11 protein-coding genes are annotated in these 16,533 nt (G+C 54.5%); 9 read left to right on the top strand and 2 right to left on the bottom strand.

The genetic code is table 11. The annotated features are described in order from the left end of the window. The first annotated feature begins 19 nt into the window (after positions 1 to 19). The 6 genes from FYB92_RS11440 (at position 20) to FYB92_RS11465 (ending at position 8,567) form a co-directional block, all read left to right on the top strand. On the top strand, positions 20 to 2,098 hold the full coding sequence (locus FYB92_RS11440; protein ID WP_332828685.1) for a hydantoinase/oxoprolinase family protein: 2,079 nt from the start codon (positions 20 to 22) through the stop codon (positions 2,096 to 2,098). Continuing rightward, positions 2,095 to 3,876, top strand: coding sequence for a hydantoinase B/oxoprolinase family protein (locus FYB92_RS11445; RefSeq protein ID WP_062809296.1), 1,782 nt, complete (start codon positions 2,095 to 2,097; stop codon positions 3,874 to 3,876). Before FYB92_RS11440 ends, FYB92_RS11445 begins: the two co-directional genes overlap by 4 nt. Next, positions 3,873 to 4,883 carry an LLM class flavin-dependent oxidoreductase gene (locus tag FYB92_RS11450; RefSeq protein WP_062809297.1) on the top strand — a complete coding sequence of 337 codons (1,011 nt, stop codon included), beginning with the start codon at positions 3,873 to 3,875 and terminating at the stop codon, positions 4,881 to 4,883. The genes FYB92_RS11445 and FYB92_RS11450 overlap by 4 nt, the downstream gene beginning before the upstream one ends. Positions 4,884 to 4,887: 4 nt before the next feature. Beyond that, entirely contained in the window at positions 4,888 to 5,856 is a 969-nt protein-coding gene (locus FYB92_RS11455; RefSeq protein ID WP_332828686.1) for an LLM class flavin-dependent oxidoreductase, read from the top strand. 25 nt (positions 5,857 to 5,881) lie between these two features. After that, the gene (locus FYB92_RS11460; RefSeq protein ID WP_075623862.1) at positions 5,882 to 7,171 is read left to right on the top strand and encodes a cation:dicarboxylate symporter family transporter; all 1,290 of its coding nucleotides are present in this window, start codon (positions 5,882 to 5,884) and stop codon (positions 7,169 to 7,171) included. A 481-nt stretch (positions 7,172 to 7,652) separates the two neighbouring features. Continuing rightward, a complete protein-coding gene (locus FYB92_RS11465) occupies positions 7,653 to 8,567 on the top strand; it encodes a LysR family transcriptional regulator (RefSeq protein ID WP_332828687.1) in 915 nt (304 codons plus the stop codon). A 124-nt stretch (positions 8,568 to 8,691) separates the two neighbouring features. On the opposite strand, the gene FYB92_RS11470 is transcribed toward FYB92_RS11465, so the two are convergent. Continuing rightward, positions 8,692 to 9,306 carry a YceI family protein gene (locus FYB92_RS11470; protein ID WP_332828688.1) on the bottom strand — a complete coding sequence of 205 codons (615 nt, stop codon included), beginning with the start codon at positions 9,304 to 9,306 and terminating at the stop codon, positions 8,692 to 8,694. A 321-nt stretch (positions 9,307 to 9,627) separates the two neighbouring features. After that, positions 9,628 to 10,692: a hypothetical protein gene (locus tag FYB92_RS11475; RefSeq protein ID WP_062809301.1), complete on the bottom strand. Its 1,065-nt coding sequence runs from the start codon at positions 10,690 to 10,692 to the stop codon at positions 9,628 to 9,630. 720 nt (positions 10,693 to 11,412) lie between these two features. Here FYB92_RS11475 and FYB92_RS11480 point away from each other — a divergent pair. From FYB92_RS11480 to FYB92_RS11490, 3 genes are all read left to right on the top strand, one after another. Beyond that, positions 11,413 to 11,877, top strand: coding sequence for a hypothetical protein (locus FYB92_RS11480; protein WP_040510661.1), 465 nt, complete (start codon positions 11,413 to 11,415; stop codon positions 11,875 to 11,877). Positions 11,878 to 12,599: 722 nt separating this feature from the next. Further along, on the top strand, positions 12,600 to 14,948 hold the full coding sequence (locus tag FYB92_RS11485) for a TonB-dependent receptor domain-containing protein (RefSeq protein ID WP_080545423.1): 2,349 nt from the start codon (positions 12,600 to 12,602) through the stop codon (positions 14,946 to 14,948). Between the two features lies 1 nt (position 14,949). Beyond that, positions 14,950 to 16,509 (top strand): oligopeptide:H+ symporter, encoded by a 1,560-nt coding sequence (locus tag FYB92_RS11490; RefSeq protein ID WP_332828689.1) that lies wholly within the window; start codon positions 14,950 to 14,952, stop codon positions 16,507 to 16,509. Positions 16,510 to 16,533 lie beyond the last annotated feature (24 nt).

The following is a 16,533-nucleotide window of genomic DNA, read 5'->3' on the forward strand; positions in this document are numbered from 1 at the left end:
AATTCAGTCAGGGAATATCATGCCCACTCCGAAACTTTCCGTTGATATAGGCGGGACTTTTACCGACCTTGTATTAAGCATGGGGGACAGGGTCCACACGCGCAAAGTACTGACAACCCCTGCAATGCCCGATGATGCGTTCCTCCAGGGGATGGACCTGATCCTGCACGATGCAGATGTGGGATATAATGACTTATCCCTCATCATCCATGGCACGACGCTTGCCACCAATGCGCTGATTGAACGCAAGGGCGCACGGTGCGCCATGCTCGTGACAGAGGGTTTTCGTGATTCTGTTGAAATGGCCTATGAAAACCGTTTCGAACAGTACGATATCCTGATGGAACGGCCACCGCCGCTGGTACCGCGTCACCTGCGCCTGCCGATCCGTGAACGGCTGGGGCCTGCGGGCCAGGTCATAACGCCACTGGACGAAGACGCCATCATTGCCGCCATTGACGTCTTTCGGCGCCACGATATCCAGAGCGTGGCAATATGTTTCCTGCATTCCTATGCCAACCTTGCCCATGAAAAGCGGGCACGCGAAATTCTCCAATCCCATGCGCCCGACCTTTCCATCACGATGTCGGGACAGGTCTCGCCCGAAATCCGGGAATACGAACGCTGGTCCACCGCCTGTGCGAATGCCTATGTGCAACCGGTGATGGACACCTATCTCGGGCGCCTTGAAACCCGGCTGCATGAACGGGGCGTCACGGCGCCCCTGTTCATGGTGACCTCCTCAGGCAGCCTCGCTACATGCGCGCATGCGCGTCACTTTCCGATCCGGCTGGTGGAATCCGGGCCTGCCGGTGGGGCTGTACTGGCCGTGGCACTGGCCGCGCATTATGGCCTGCCGGAAATCGTATCATTCGACATGGGAGGGACGACGGCAAAAATCTGCCTGATTGACAATAACCAGCCCCTCTTTTCACGTTTTTTCGAGGTCGCGCGCCATTACCGCCACCTGAAGGGAAGCGGGCTTCCCATCCGCATTCCTGTCATAGACATGGTGGAAATCGGGGCAGGCGGCGGTTCCGTCGCGACAGTGGACGCGATGAAACGTATCCAGGTCGGGCCGCAAAGCATGGGATCAACCCCAGGTCCGGCCTGTTATGGTCGCGGTGGGACATGCGGGACGGTCACGGACGCCAACGTGGTCTGTGGACGCATTCGTGCCGAAACCTTCGCCGGGGGCAGCATGAAGCTCGATACGACTGCGGCACAGTCGGCCCTTGTTGATGCCGTGGGCATGATCACGGGTCAGTCCCCCGCGGCGGCAGCCAGTTCCGTTATCGAGATTGTCGAGGAATCAATGGCCAATGCCGCGCGTGTACACGCCATGGAAAAAGGTTGTGACCTGACATCACGCACCATGATCGCGTTCGGGGGCGCCGCCCCCCTGCATGCGTCGCGGCTGGCGGAAAAACTTGGTATCCGACAGGTTATTGTCCCAACGGGCGCGGGCGTAGGATCGGCGATCGGCTTTCTGCTGACCCCGATCGCCTGTGACATCGCGCGCACCCATCTGCTGACGCTGGATGCAACCTCCGGGCTGGGTGCCCTTGAACGCCTGCATCAGGGCATGCTTGAGGAAGCGCATGCTGTCATCGGCCCGGCGATACGCGGTAATCTCAACAGGCTGGAAGCCCGTTGGGTTGCTGACATGCGCTATCACGGGCAGGGGCATGAAGTGCAGGTACACATCCCGCCCACGCGGATACGCGACCCAGATACCCTGCGCACCTTGTTCGAGGCAGCATACGCCCGGCAGTTCGGGCGGACCATCCCCAACCTTGCGGTACAGATAACGGGATGGACGTTGCGGCTGAGTGCGCCGGTTGATGCCCGGCTGCCCCCGCCATCGGGCATTCCCACCACGGGCACGGCGCAACCGGTCATGGGCAGGATCATCGCCCCCGGCACGTCACGGCAGATCGATGTCGCCATATACCAGCGCGCGGAACTGCCGGTTACGACCACCGTCAATGGCCCGGCCCTGATTGTGGAAGATGAAACGACAACTTTTGTATCCGCCTGCTTTGGCGCGACAATAAATGAACTGGGCCATATCGTCATGACAAGGATCGAGGCATGACCAGCCAGGATAAGAACACGCCCCCCCCGCCGACGGACGGCCTGGAACGTATCGGGTTACAGGTCATGTGGGACCGCCTGCTGTCGGTCGTGGAGGAACAGGCATTGATGCTGGTGCGGACAGGGTTCAGCACCTCCACCCGTGAAGCAGGCGATGTGTCCGCAGGGATTTTCGATGTGCAGGGACGCATGATCGCCCAGGCCGTGACCGGAACCCCGGGCCATGTCAATTCGATGGCACGCGCGATCCGGCATTTCATCGACTGCTTCCCCGTCGCCACAATGCGGGAGGGGGATACGTTCATTACCAACGACCCGTGGAAAGGTACCGGGCATCTTCATGACTTTACCGTTCTGACACCAATTTTCCGCGCAGCGAAAGTCGTGGCGATGGCGGCCAGCACCTGCCATGTGATCGACATTGGCGGTCGCGGCATGGGACCAGAAGGCCGCACCATTTTTGAAGAGGGCCTTTTTGTACCGATCCGTTATCTGACCCGGGGGGGAGAGGTCGACCAGACCCTGATGGACCTCATCCACTGTAACGTGCGTGAACCCGAACAGGTGGTGGGCGATGTCTATTCCCTGATGGGATGCAATACAGTAGCCCAGCAGCGTTTCGTACAGATGCTTGATGAATTCCACCTTGATGACATCGAAATGCTTTCGGAACACATCATCAACACGTCGCGCCTTGCCATGCTTGATGCGATACGCGCCCTGCCCCCTGGCCGCAGCCATTACGAGATGTATTCCGACGGATATGACCTGCCCATAAGGATCCGCGCGACCCTCAGCATCGAAACCGATGGGATCTGTGTCGATTTCGCAGGGTCGTCCCCTCCGTCGCGTTTCGGTATCAACGTCCCGTTCTGCTATACGGAGGCTTATGCCAGTTTTGGCGTGAAATGCATGGTCGCCCCCAGGGTCCCGAACAATGCGGGCTCGCTGGAGGTGATACGCATCTGCGCGCCCGAAGATTCGATCCTTAACGCCCCTTATCCATTACCAGTCGCAACACGGCATATCATAGGACAGCTCCTGCCTGACGTCGTCATCGGGTGCCTGTCACAGATCCTTGGCCCGACTGCCGTACCGGCGGAAGGCACATCATGCCTGTGGAACCTGTTCGCCTCTGGCGGCGCAGGGATGGTGGATGTCGCCCCTGCAGAGCTTGCAAATGCACGGACATTCAATGTGATGTCATTCCATTCAGGCGGGACCGGCGCACGACCCGGCCGCGACGGCCTGTCCGCCACCGCATTCCCCAGCGGGGTACGCAACGTGCCGGTGGAAATTACGGAATCCATGTCACCAATCCTGATCCATTCCAAGGAATACCGGACCGATTCCGGGGGGGCGGGCGAATTCCGGGGGGGACTGGGACAGGTCATGGAAGTCTCCAGCACCGAGCACAGCCCCTTTACCCTGAGCGCGAATTTCGACCGCGTTCTTCACCCGCCACGTGGGCGTGCGGGTGGAATGGATGGGTTGGCCGGGCGGCTGGTGCTGGGCGATTCCACGCCCCTGCGTGGCAAGGGGCGCCAGGTTATCCCGGCAGGCATGCACCTGACCATCAAGATGCCCGGCGGCGGCGGGATCGGTGATCCCACGCGACGGTGCCCCGAACGCGTGGCACACGATGTCAGGAATGGCCTGGTTTCCCCCCGATGTGCCGTCACGCTTTATGGCGTCATGCTTGATGCCAATGAACAGGTTGATCTTGACGCAACATATCGTCATCGTAATGGCATGGCCAAGGCAGGAACACGAACATGACCGTACTCGTCAGTGTCGGCCTCCCGACCGGGATGGAGGGGCTGACCTTCCCCATCCCATTTTCCGACCCGTCAACGCTGCTACGGATTGCAAAACATGCCGAGGCCCTCGGCTATCATTCCGTGTGGGGCAATGACCACATGACGACCCAGAATTATGTGCGGTCGGAATTCCCCACGCCGCCACGTTTTTGGGAACCCTTGATAACCTATGCATGGCTGGCCGCGCAGACCACGACGCTACGCTTTGGCACGGGCATCCTTGTCCTGCCGATGCGTCGTGACATTGTGGTGACAGCCAAACAGATCGCAACCCTGGACCACATGTCAGGCGGCCGGCTTGAAATCGGCGTGGGCGTCGGTGCCTACCGGGAGGAGTTCAACGCCCTGTGGCCAGATGCCAAGGTGCATCGTGGCGAGATGGTTGAAGAGGGCGTACGTGCCCTGCGCGAATTGTTTAATGAACGTGAGGCAAGCTTTCAGGGTAAATACTATCATTTTCGCGATGTCGAGTTCTTTCCCAAACCATTACAACCCGACCTGCCGCTATATTTTGGTGGCAATTCGGTGCAGCACCTGCAACGTGTGGCGCGGTGGGGCAACGGATGGATCCCCGCCGGCATGCCTGCGGGGCAGCTTGGCAATATGGTTTCCATGCTGCGTGACTATACCGCGGCGGAAGGCCGAGACCCCGACACGATTGCCATTGCCCCGCAATTCGTCGCCTATGTCGCCAGGACAGACGAGGAAGCGATTGCAAAATACCAGCAAAGCCAGATGCACAAACACCTGATGTCGCTGCGTTCATCCACCCTGAAGGGACAGTCCGCCACAGGGATGGAGGACATCAACCTTGTCGGTAGCGTGGAGACCGTGGTGGCCAAGATGCATAGGCTGATAGCCGCCGGGGTAACCCATTTCCTTGGTCTGTATTTTGCCGCAAGTTCGCCCGACGAATTATGTGAACAGATGCAGATTTTCGCCGAACAGGTCATCCCGGAGTTATGACGGAATGAAACTCAGCCTGTCGTCCGATGGGGCGACACCTCCCGCCGACCTGACGCAACTGGCCCTTGCGGCGGATGAATGCGGCCTGGCGCGTTATTGGATGGCATCGCACCTGTTCCAGCGCGAACCCATCGTCAACAGCACCATGGCGTTGCAGCAGACGCGACGGCTGGGTATCGCGCTGATGGCCATGAGTCCCTACACCGTTCACCCGGTCTATGCCACGATGGCGGCGGCTGCGCTGGATGAATGGTTTCCCGGCCGTGTGGTCCTGTGCTTTGGCACGGGATCACCACGCGACCTTGAATCCATATCCATGCAGGCGGCCCGTCCGTTGCAGACCATGCGTGAGACCATCGAGATCGCCCGCCGACTTCTTGATGGCGGCAACGTTACTTATGCGGGCCAATGTTTCACGATCGCCGGTCGTACCCTTTCCGCCCGGCCGCACGATATTCCCATCATGGTGGCCGCGTCAGGGCCACGCATGCTTGAACTGGCCGGAGCGCAGGCCGATGGCGTACTGATCAGTGCGGGCACTTCACCACAATTCATCGCCCGTGCGCTTGATCACGTCAGGGCGGGCGAGGCACGCAGTGGACGGACGGTGTATAAATCGGCACTCGTTTACACCGCCGTCGCCCCTGATGGTGACGAAGCCCGCCAGCAGGTCCGCCGCGCTCTGGCCTTTGTCCTGCGTGGGGAACATCATCGCGAAAACCTTGCCTGCGCGGGCAGCACCCTGGACCAGAACGCATTACGCGAAGCCTATGCCGCAGGCGACTGGGCACGGGTGGACGACCTGATTGACGACCGCATTATCGCCAACCATGCCGCTGCAGGCACGGCAAGGGAAGTCCGTACCGCCATCGACGCCTACAGGGATATAGGGCTTGACGAACTTGTCCTGTCATCGCTCCGCTTTCCCGACGAACTGCGGCAAATCATCGCCCCCCCTGCCCCAGCCGCCTGACCGGCCCCTTCCCGAGGATAGCTGCATGAACACCGCCCCCCTTTCCCCCACCGGGACAGCACATCGCACATGGCGTCCCGGCATGTTCTGGCAGGTTGTCATCGGCAGCGTGCTGGGCCTGGGGCTCGGGGTGATCGACCCTGCCCTTGCCATGCAGACACGTTGGGTCACGGACATTTTCCTGCGCCTGATCGTGATGGCCGTGGGGCCTTTGCTGTTCTGCATCGTGACGATGGGCATTGTGGGGGCCGGCTCCCTGCGCAACGTCGGGCGTCTTGGGGCGAAAGCCCTGCTCTATTTCGAGGGCATGACCACATTCGTGCTTCTTGGCTCGGTCGGGGTGGCCATGCTGCTCCAGCCCGGCAGGGCCATTGTCTTTACCCCGACGGACGAAGACACCCGCATGGTGGCGTCTTATGCGCATAATGCCAGCCTCCTGCATGATGGTGGCATTACGGGGTTCATCGTATCACTGGTCCCACATTCGCCCGCCGACGCCTTTGCCCAGGCCAACATCTTGCAAATCCTGTTCTTTGCGATCCTGTTTGGATGCTGCCTCAGCCTGATCGGCCCGGCGGGAACGCCGCTTGTGCATCTGCTGGAGGCCCTTTCCACCCTGTTTTCACGCATGATGCGCGTTATCATCTCGCTTGCCCCGCTGGGGGTCTTTGGCGCGATGGCAACGACAACCGCCCGCTATGGCATAAATGCGATCATGCACCTGGCGGCATTCGTCGGGCTGTACTATCTTGTCATCATCGTGTTCCTGACCGTGGTGCTGGGCGGCTGCCTGCGGATGGCAGGGGTCAGGCCTTTGCGTTTTGCACGCTACTTCCGCGAAGAACTGGCCATCACCTTCACGACCACCACATCTGATGCGGTGCTACCCAGTGTCATGGCAAAACTAGAACGGCTGGGTGTATCCTCACAGGTTGTCGGGATTGTGGTTCCGGCGGGATATTCCTTTAACCTTGACGCCCTGTCGATCTACCTCGGGCTTGCGGTGATCTTCCTTGCGCAGGCAACGGGAACGCACCTGAGCTTCTGGCAGATGGCCATCATGCTAACGGCGGCACTGTTTACATCCAAGGGTGCACATGGTGTGCCCGGCATCGCGATCGTAGTGCTGGCCGCAACCCTGCAGGCCATGCCCTCCATCCCGCTCGCCAGCCTGACCATGTTACTGGCGGTGGATTGGTTTATCGGGATTGCCCGTGCCGTGGGCAACCTGGCGGGGAACTGCGTCGCCCCGGTCATTATCGGTGCATGGGAAGGCAAGCTGGATCGTGAAAAAATGGCACGCGAACTTGGATAGGCATGGGCCGGAAATGGCGGGACAAGCAAGTTAGGGCAGATCCTGTTTGAATGCGTGCATTCAAACAGATGAAGATGCGCGTAAAAACCATAAACTGGAGCATTTTCACCGAACCGGTTTTCGATGGAAATGCTCCAGACAGCAGGCTTTTAGCCCTGCGCCCCTTCGTCCGCCCCGGACACAGGGATTACAAGTGCGGGCTTGCGCATGAAAATCACCCACATCATCTTTCGTGCGTCCCGGCCACACCGGATGGCATCTCACTGACATTCAGAGACCATTCAAAAACAACCCATTGATAAGCAAAGGGAACATTCCAGACGTTATCTTATCCCTTGATAAAGCGATACCTCTCAGAACTTTTGGCAGAAGCATCACAAAAACTTTTATCATCCCAGTATGTTATCAGTCCCATATTTTTCAACAGTCCCTTACATGCCTGCCTGCTATCTTTTTGGGGCATCTGCTATAATGATGCTCCATGGTTGATCGTTTGAACCTTGACCGACTGTTTGTCGCCATTCTGGAGACGGGAAGTTTTGTCGCCGCATCTGAACGCATCGGCGTCAGCAGCGGGCAGGCATCCAAGATGCTGTCCCGCCTGGAATCCGAACTGGGCGTACAACTGATACAGCGGACGACGCGCGCACTGTCCCCAACGGAAATCGGGCAGGCCTATTACGAACGGATCAAGGTCATCCTCGCACAACGCGACGACCTGGATGCTTCCATACGTAATATCTCCGGCACTCCATCAGGACGGTTGCGAATCACCGCGCCAATGTCATTTGGCAATATCCAGTTGATGCCTGCCCTGCTTGCCTTTGCGGACCGCTACTCCAGCATTCGCCTCGACGTCAGTTTTTCGGATCACCTGGCTGACCTTGTGGAGGATGGCTTTGATCTTGCCGTGCGCATCGGGCGGCTTTCCGATAGCAGTCTGATCGCACGCAGGTTATGCGACACCCGGATCGTTACCGTCGCCTCGCCCGGGTATCTTGCGATACACGGCGTCCCAACCCACCCGGACGAACTGTCACGCCATGCCTGTATCATCGATACCAATTTCCGAACGCCCAACATCTGGTCCTTCTGCAACCCGACTTCGCGTCAACCTATGTCAGTGCCCATCTCGGGGAGGATTGCATTTTCAAACGGTGAAGCCTGCATGACTGCGGCGGAGCGGGGGTTGGGCATCGCATGCCTGCCAAGCTTCATCGCTGGTCCCGGAATTTACAAAGGCACGCTGGTTACGCTTCTGCGCGATGCTGAACCACCTGCGCTTGGCGTTCACGCACTATATCCTTCAGCACGCCATCTTGCCTTAAAGGTCCGCGTACTATCAGATTTTCTTGCCGGTCACTTCAAGGGCAAACCAGAATGGGATATGCACTAACCACAAGCAACCTTCCACAAAGGCGGCTGGACATCGACAACAGCCATGCCGCACACAGCCTGCTTTCACCCGGCCTGCCAAAACCAGTGGCTTCGACAGGCCCGATGCAGGGGGGTGCAAAACGTCATTCCTGCTTTTCAAATGCGCCTGCGATACGCAACTTCACTTCATCACCGACATAGGGGACGTACGTCTTCACACCGAAATCGCTACGCTTTATTGTACCCGTTGCTTCGAATCCAGCAGTGTATTTTTTGTCCATCGGGTTGGTGCCCGCACCGATGAAATGTACCTTCAATATCTCGGGTTTCGTCACACCATGCAGGGTCAGATTGCCCTTGACCATGGCGTCGGCCTTACCAATTGACTTTACCTCTGTGGAAATGAATGTTGCGGTTGGGAATTTCGCAGCATCAAGCCATTGCTCCCCCTTGAGCTCCGCCGTAAGCTTATCACTTGTTGTCTGCACGGAGGCAATCGGGATCGTTACAGACAGCTTCGATTGTGCAGGGACCCTGGCATTCAGATCCAGTGTCCCGGAAACATTCGAAAACATACCATCATAATAGGTAAACCCGAAATGCAGGAGTGAAAAACCAACCTGTGTATGGCCGGGTTCGATGGTGTAGGCACCCGATTGGACCTGTGCGGGATCGGCAACAGCCTGGGCAGAGGCAAAGGTCGGGATGGCGGAAATGGATGCCACCAGCAGGACAGTACGGGACAGACGTTGATACATGGCAAAGATCCTTAACCACAGCATGAAACCACAGCATGCAAGACCTCAAGAGCTTACCTGCATGCCAAGCATGGTCATTGTGCCCATGTAGGGGCTATTGATCCATGAAAAGTGCGGAAGGTCATTCCATCCATACAGGAAACAATACTACACCAGCCACGCCGGAAAGAAGGGATAAGACGTCCATGGCTTCCGACGAAATGAAGGACCGCCCCCTCTTCCCGATCCCAGCCAGAGTGGTAGATAGTAGACGTCTTGGAATAAAATTCACCCATCAAAAAAAATAAAACTCTTCTGCCATATAAAGTGAAAAATAAAAAACTATCCATTTACAGGTATTGTAAGAACCGCACCTGGATTTTTTGTGGTTTTTGAAAGTTCCATAAGTATCTGAAGCATTGTAAAACCAAGCTTACTAGGAAAATCCGTATCAGAAATATAATAGAATTTTTTATTGTATTTTATCTCAACAAATGACACACGAGGGAGTTCATTGCTGACATGAATAAAAACTGTAGGTTTTGTATTGCGACCAATTGATATTATTTTTGGAAGCGTGCGCCCAGAATCAATATCCTCTTGGGGAACATCAATCTGATATGCAATCTGCCCCAGAACCCCCAGCATTGTGCGGGTCAGAAGCCTGATCTGGCCATGTTGCGGTTTTCCTGCACCATATACCACTTCCACACGCTCATCCTTTGGACCCATTTCAAAGAAACGACGCGTAGCCTTCACAACTTCGGCCAGAAGTGGATCATTGGTTGGTGACACCGTAAGGAATACCCGATCAAACGCAGGGGTCTTCCCCGGTATTTCCTCACTATGTTCAAGCTGAATCCCTAAAAGGCCAGCTATCTGCAAGCGACGAAGGTCATAGATAAGTTCAAAAAATTCGGGCGAACCTTTCCCGACATCTCCCCCTATGGAACCCGCATTATTAATCAGATTAACAGACTGAACCGCCAGACGGAACAAGATGTCTATCGGCAATCCCCCCATCGCCAGGGGCAGCAGGCTACCTGGAGGAAGCGGACGCAAAAACGTCTGGGCATAAGCATCCCCTGTCACCGGCTGGAATGTAAAAGTCGGGCTTTCTTGTATCTGCGCCCCGATAGAGCCTGCAGGTCGCAGCGGATTAGAGTCTGACCCCACCCCGATGGAAATGTTGCGTTGCAATTGGTACCCAGAAATCAGTTGGGTTGTATCCAGAAATCCTGGCGTATCCGCATATCTCAAGCGTACGACATTCAAAAGCGTTTGCTGCTTGGAAGAGCCAATCAGTGCTTGGGAATAATCGAGTTGATCACGATCCAGTCTCTGGGAACCGACACCAGAACAGCTACTCAATAACAGAATGAGCGGCACCATCGTAAGTTTTTTCATAAAAATATAACTCTGTATCTCTCAATATGGTGCGTCATATCGTATTTCGAATATTCTAGGGCATTGACTGAACACTTGCCGTTACAAATGACCCGGTCATTTCATATCATATAACATGTTCTTCTCTTAATTTATATCAGCATTAGACTTCATCTCTCAACGACCATAACCAGACCTGTCATCATTGCAGGCATATTCATTGAGGATGCAGGTCAGAGCCTCAGTCTCAAGTTACAAAAAAGCAACATATCATTGATGATGGATCTCATCACATATTGGCCTACATAAAATTACAGCCGGGTTTATTAACCTATCACCTGACTTATCTTGATATGTCGCATTCTGCGCCCCATATCGCGACAGTCGGTAAAGCACTGGATGAAATTTTTTGTAACTTCGATGCGAGGGAGATAAGGCCCGTTCAACCGGAACTGCATTTTCCCACCAAAGCCATAGCGGACAAAAACATGCCAAGGGATGATATAACATGCCACCGTCATGCATTGCACTGGATGCATGATATATCCCCACAAATGCCATCGCCGGGCCTCATATGGCACTCCACCTCACTCAATGGAAAGATTTTCCAAAGGGAATATGTTATTATAAGATCGTATGTTAACTGACCGATGCTGCTACGCGTATCCTGTGGGGAGAAATTTAAACCATCAGATAGGATTGTGAGTTTATCGTAATTCTCCATAAGGTGTCTCTGTAACTATGAGAAAAATGTTTTTTGCCCTTGTTCCAGCGTTGACAATGATTGGTCACGCATATGCGACCGATGTGAAACTGCCCGATGGCACCCCGGCCAGCGTGACAACCCAATCGCCCTGCACCAGTGATAGCTATAAGGAATACGGAACATGTATTTCCGCCATCCTGAGCATTCCGTCCAACCGCGGGGGGGACGTGGATATCCGCGCGATTGAAACATTGCTGCCGAAAGATATCCAAAAGGCTGCCATCATAAGCGGTATTACCGCCACATCATCTATGCCTATGACGGTGTCTTTGAAGCATTATGATGACAAAAACATTACGTGGCCTGCAACAGATACACCACTCGACCATATCATCATTCCCAATAATGGAACATATCAGGTTGTTCTCACAACAAATGATGCCGGGAAGACATGGGGCATAAGGGTTATTATCGAACAGTCCGGGTCAATAGATCAGTAATGAAAATCTGCCACAGATTTTCACAGGAACACCAACGATTACTGAACATTGACCCTACAATCCTGACCTTTCTCGGGTTTGCTTAAACGTAAGCCCGATACAAGGACACACGAAAACATCGTGCCATGCCCCAAAGCCAGTGGTGGCCCGAGTGACGGTTCAAGCCTCCATAATGCCCGGCCTTGCCTGTTCAGAGCAGGTTGCAAGATTTTACCCAAGGTTGAATGCCTTGAAAATAGGCGGCCGACAGTAAATTTCCGGTTTATTTTTACGTAAACCAAAGACTATTTATCATGTTTTTTCGTGAAATTTGACATGTTCGATCTGATAAGAAAATCAGACAGTATGGAGCAGATTCAACACTACAAAATGACCATAAGAGATACATATAAAATAAAACAAATATAAAAACAAAAATAAGCACCATTAAAAACTTTATTATTATACAATTTAAATACCAAATTACATATAAATACCTTATAAAAATCCGCAATAACTTGATGCCATTTCTTACTACCATGATGCCGAAGCCGTATCAGATCAGGCAACAAATGCCTTTACAGTTACATATAGAAATCTGTTGGACGTGATATCTCCCCATAAATAGCTATAAAATATAGTGTTTATATATTGTTATTTCATATATTAATCAATTGACATGATATATGTCGAAAGATAGAAGCCAAAAACAACTTTTAAAAAGTTAATTTTGGATTCCACTCATGAAAACGTTTAGTCTGTTCCTATTCTCAACGGTCATCATATGGACTGGACGGTCCTACGGAGCGGACGTTGCCCTCACACATCGTACGATCAGTGGTGGGAATAAGGCACGTCATCACGACAGGCAGCAACAGCCACACCCTGATACCGCACCGAGCATGGAATCCATTGCTGTATCAGGGAACCGGCATGTCTCCCACGGGCCAGAACAGTTCGTCAGCCGCGAAGTCATGGATCGCTTCGTGCCTGGCACAAGCCCGCTCCAGATCCTTGCCGCAACCACGCCTGGCGTCAGCTTCGGTTCGGATGATCCTTTCGGCCTCGATGGGGTTGCCAATACGCTATATCTGCGTGGGTTCACCCAATCGCAGATCGGGGCAACGCTGGATGGCATTCCTCTGGGGGATCAGGGGTTCATGCAATATAATGGCCTCGATATTAACGAAGCCGTGATTCAGGACAATATTTCATCGATTGGTGTTTCACAGGGGGCCGGGGCCGTGGATGTTCCATCGGCGCAAAACCTGGGCGGCGTGATCCGGTATTTTACATCCGATCCAGCGGACAAAGCCGGAGGGAACCTGTCACAGACATTTGGCAGCAACGCAACATTCCGCACATTTGGTAGCGTTGACAGTGGTGCCCTTAATGCAACAGGCACAAAATTCCGTGCCAGTTTTGCCCGCACCGACAACGACAAATGGAAGGGGTACGGCGACCAGCTAGAGTATCAGGCGAACTTCAAACTTGTCCAGCCGATCCAGGATCGGGGCAAGATCAGCGCCATCTTCGACTGGTCCGAATTCAACCAGTACAATTACATGAATTACAGCCTGAACATGCTAAAGAAATTTGGGGCGACAGGCTCTGACTTCCTGACACCCAATTATGCGGAGGCATATGCTGCGGCACAGGGCAACTACACATCCAACATCGCCTCACTGGGCAATGCGACCGATGAATCAAATGCCACACAATATGACGGTGCACAGATCCAGCGTAATTATCTGTCCGCCATTACCAGCCAATTGACTCTGGCCCCGCATCTTGAAGAAAATACGGTCCTGTATGCCCATGTGTCCAGTGGTGACTATGAAGCAAGCCCGACGTTCCCATCCCCGACCGGGGCACCATTTTCCCAACTCGTCAGCCACCAGGGCATTCGCAGGATCGGGTTCACGCAGTCTTTTCGTTATACGATCGCCGGAAATCACATTGACACCGGCGTATGGTATGAAAACAATTCATACTCGTTCCCTGCCGAACTCTACAGTCAGCCAGCACTTGGCCAGGGAACGCCACGCAATGCGATGGGCCCTTTCCGTAATCCCTATGCAACATGGTTTTCGGATTCCTTCAACACCAACACTTTCCAGTTTCACTTGCAGGACACTTACGACATCCTGCCCAATCTCCAGATCAGTGCGGGTTTCCGCTCCCTGATAACGACGACCCATGGCGGTGCAAGCTATAATAACCAGTCCCTGACCGGACAGGCCGAACTTCCCCGCGGCAGCCTGACAGCCGCTAGCGCCTTTCTCCCGCATGTTTCATTAGATTATCATTTCCTCAGCCATCACGAATTCTATATCGACATTGCGGAAAACATGCGCGCCTATACTTATAACCCTTTCCTGATGTCCGATGGCGCGTGGTCGGTTGAAAACCAGTCTGAATTCCAGTCTGTCAAAACAAAAATCCGCCCTGAACGTACCTGGACCTTCCTTGGAGGTTATCGTTACAATGGCGCAAAAATTTCAGCACAGGCAGATGCCTACCACGTTGAGTATTACAACCGGCTGGAAAATATCACGGCGGGAACACCAACCGATCCCATCAATTCCTTCGTCAATACAGGCAAGGAGGCAATCACCGGCGTGGATGCATCCCTGACGTTACGTCCGGTCAAGGGGCTCGAATTCTTCAACAGCCTGAGCTACGCCAAGGAACAATATGGCGGTGGCGTTGACTATGAGGGGACCTATTATAACCTGAAGGGGAAAAAGCAGGTGGGTTATCCAAGCTGGATGTACAAAACCAGCCTGTCCTATGCCTATCGCCGGGCACGCGTGACCTTCAATGCAACTTATACCGGCTCCCGCCCGCTTTCCTATGTCAACGATACCCATGTTGCGCCATACTGGCTGGCCGGTCTGTCGGCATCCTATAATTTCGGATCAATCGGGTTCATGAAAAACTTCGGCATCAATTTCAACATCTATAACCTTTTCAACACCACCTATGTCGGCGGCATGGGGCTGTTCGGCTATCCCATCTCCGGGGATTCTCCAACCCTGTTCATTGGCGCACCCCGACAGTTCTTCGGATCCGTGCACGCGTCTTTCTAACATGCCCCCCAAAATACCGGGCAGCCCCCTGCCAGCCACCTTACCAGCGCGACAATACGGTCTGGCGGTGGCCCTGTTCCTGGAAGCTGCCGAGCGGTTCAGCTTCTATGGCATGCTCAGCATTCTGCTGATCTACCTGCTGGATATACGCGGGCTGCCCGCGCCGCAGGCCAACCTGTTCGTTGGCAGCTTCAACGCTCTTGCACTGGTCAGCACACTGCTGGGCAGCCGTCTGGGTGAGGCGCTACTTGGCCCAACGCGAACGGTCCTTTATGGCTGCCTTATCCAGTTTACAGCCCTCGTCCTGCTCGGTCTGTCTACGACATGGCCCATGCTCTTCCTTCCGGCCACGGCAACCATCGCGGTTACGAACGGCCTGACACGCACGAATATGGCAATGCTGGTCCTACGCCATGCAACCAAGGAACGATCGGCTGACGGTCTTGCGACCCTTTATACCTTTGCCGTCAATCTTGGGGCCATGTTCTCGTTTCTCCTCGTGCCATGGATCGGCAAGCGGTATGGCTATGCCTTTGCATTCGGGATATGTGCGACGGGGCTGTTCCTCGGCGCGATAACGGCCCTGCTTAACAGACATAGCCTGGGCGGTGAACCGCAAGGGGGCACCACAACAAATCGTGCTGGCGAAAGGTCTGACGCGGGACAGGCCGTCCCCCGGGCGATGGGCGAGATCGGCCTTGTCGCCCTGTTCTACTGGATTATCCTGAATTTCCCGGCTGGCGGTCATTGGATATTCTGGATCGTTACCAGCGCAATCCCGGTATTCTGGACCGTGCTATGGCACAATGCCACAGTCACGGAGCGTCCAGGCATCATACTCTGTCTGATCCTGGTTGCGGAGGCCATGTTCTACGGCATTTTCGATGAACAGACGACTTCGACCTTTGTGCTTTATGCCTTACATAACCTCAACCGCCAGTTCAGCCTGGGGGGGATTACGCTCTTCCAGCTTGATGCACCGCAGATTGTCGCCATCAATGCGGGCCTGACCATGCTGATCGGGCCCGCATTCGTCGCGCTTTACCGCTTTCTGGATAAAAAGTTCGGCACCATTGCACTCTCGACGAAATATGCATGCGGATCACTTTTCATCGTCATAGGCTTTCTGATCCTATACATGAATACGGCGGGTCCGGCATCCGGGCTCCGCGCCCCATGGGGCATGTTCGGGGCCTATGCCGCCATCTCGGTGGCTGGACTGATCATGAATGGCCTCGGCCTGTCGGTCATCATGACTTACCTGGCCCCACGTGTGCGCAATATGTCCGTTGCCGTCTATTATATTTCCACCGGTGTGGCGATGTACGGCGGCAGCGTACTGGCAAATACAATGGGCATCCGCCATCTGCACACCACGGCGTCTATCAGGGACAGCCTCTCCATCTTCCATACATTTTTTCAGGGTTTCACCCTGCTGGCTGCCGCGGGGGCGGTAATGATTATCCTCCTGTTACCAGTGCTGCGCATACTGGAAAAACGCACGCGTCCCATCCCGACACATCAGGACAGGTACAAGGAAAATGAAACAGCCCCGAATTGATGAAAAACAGTAGATTACATGATG

Source organism: Novacetimonas sp. GS1 (assembly GCF_036686925.1).
Lineage (GTDB): Bacteria > Pseudomonadota > Alphaproteobacteria > Acetobacterales > Acetobacteraceae > Novacetimonas > Novacetimonas hansenii.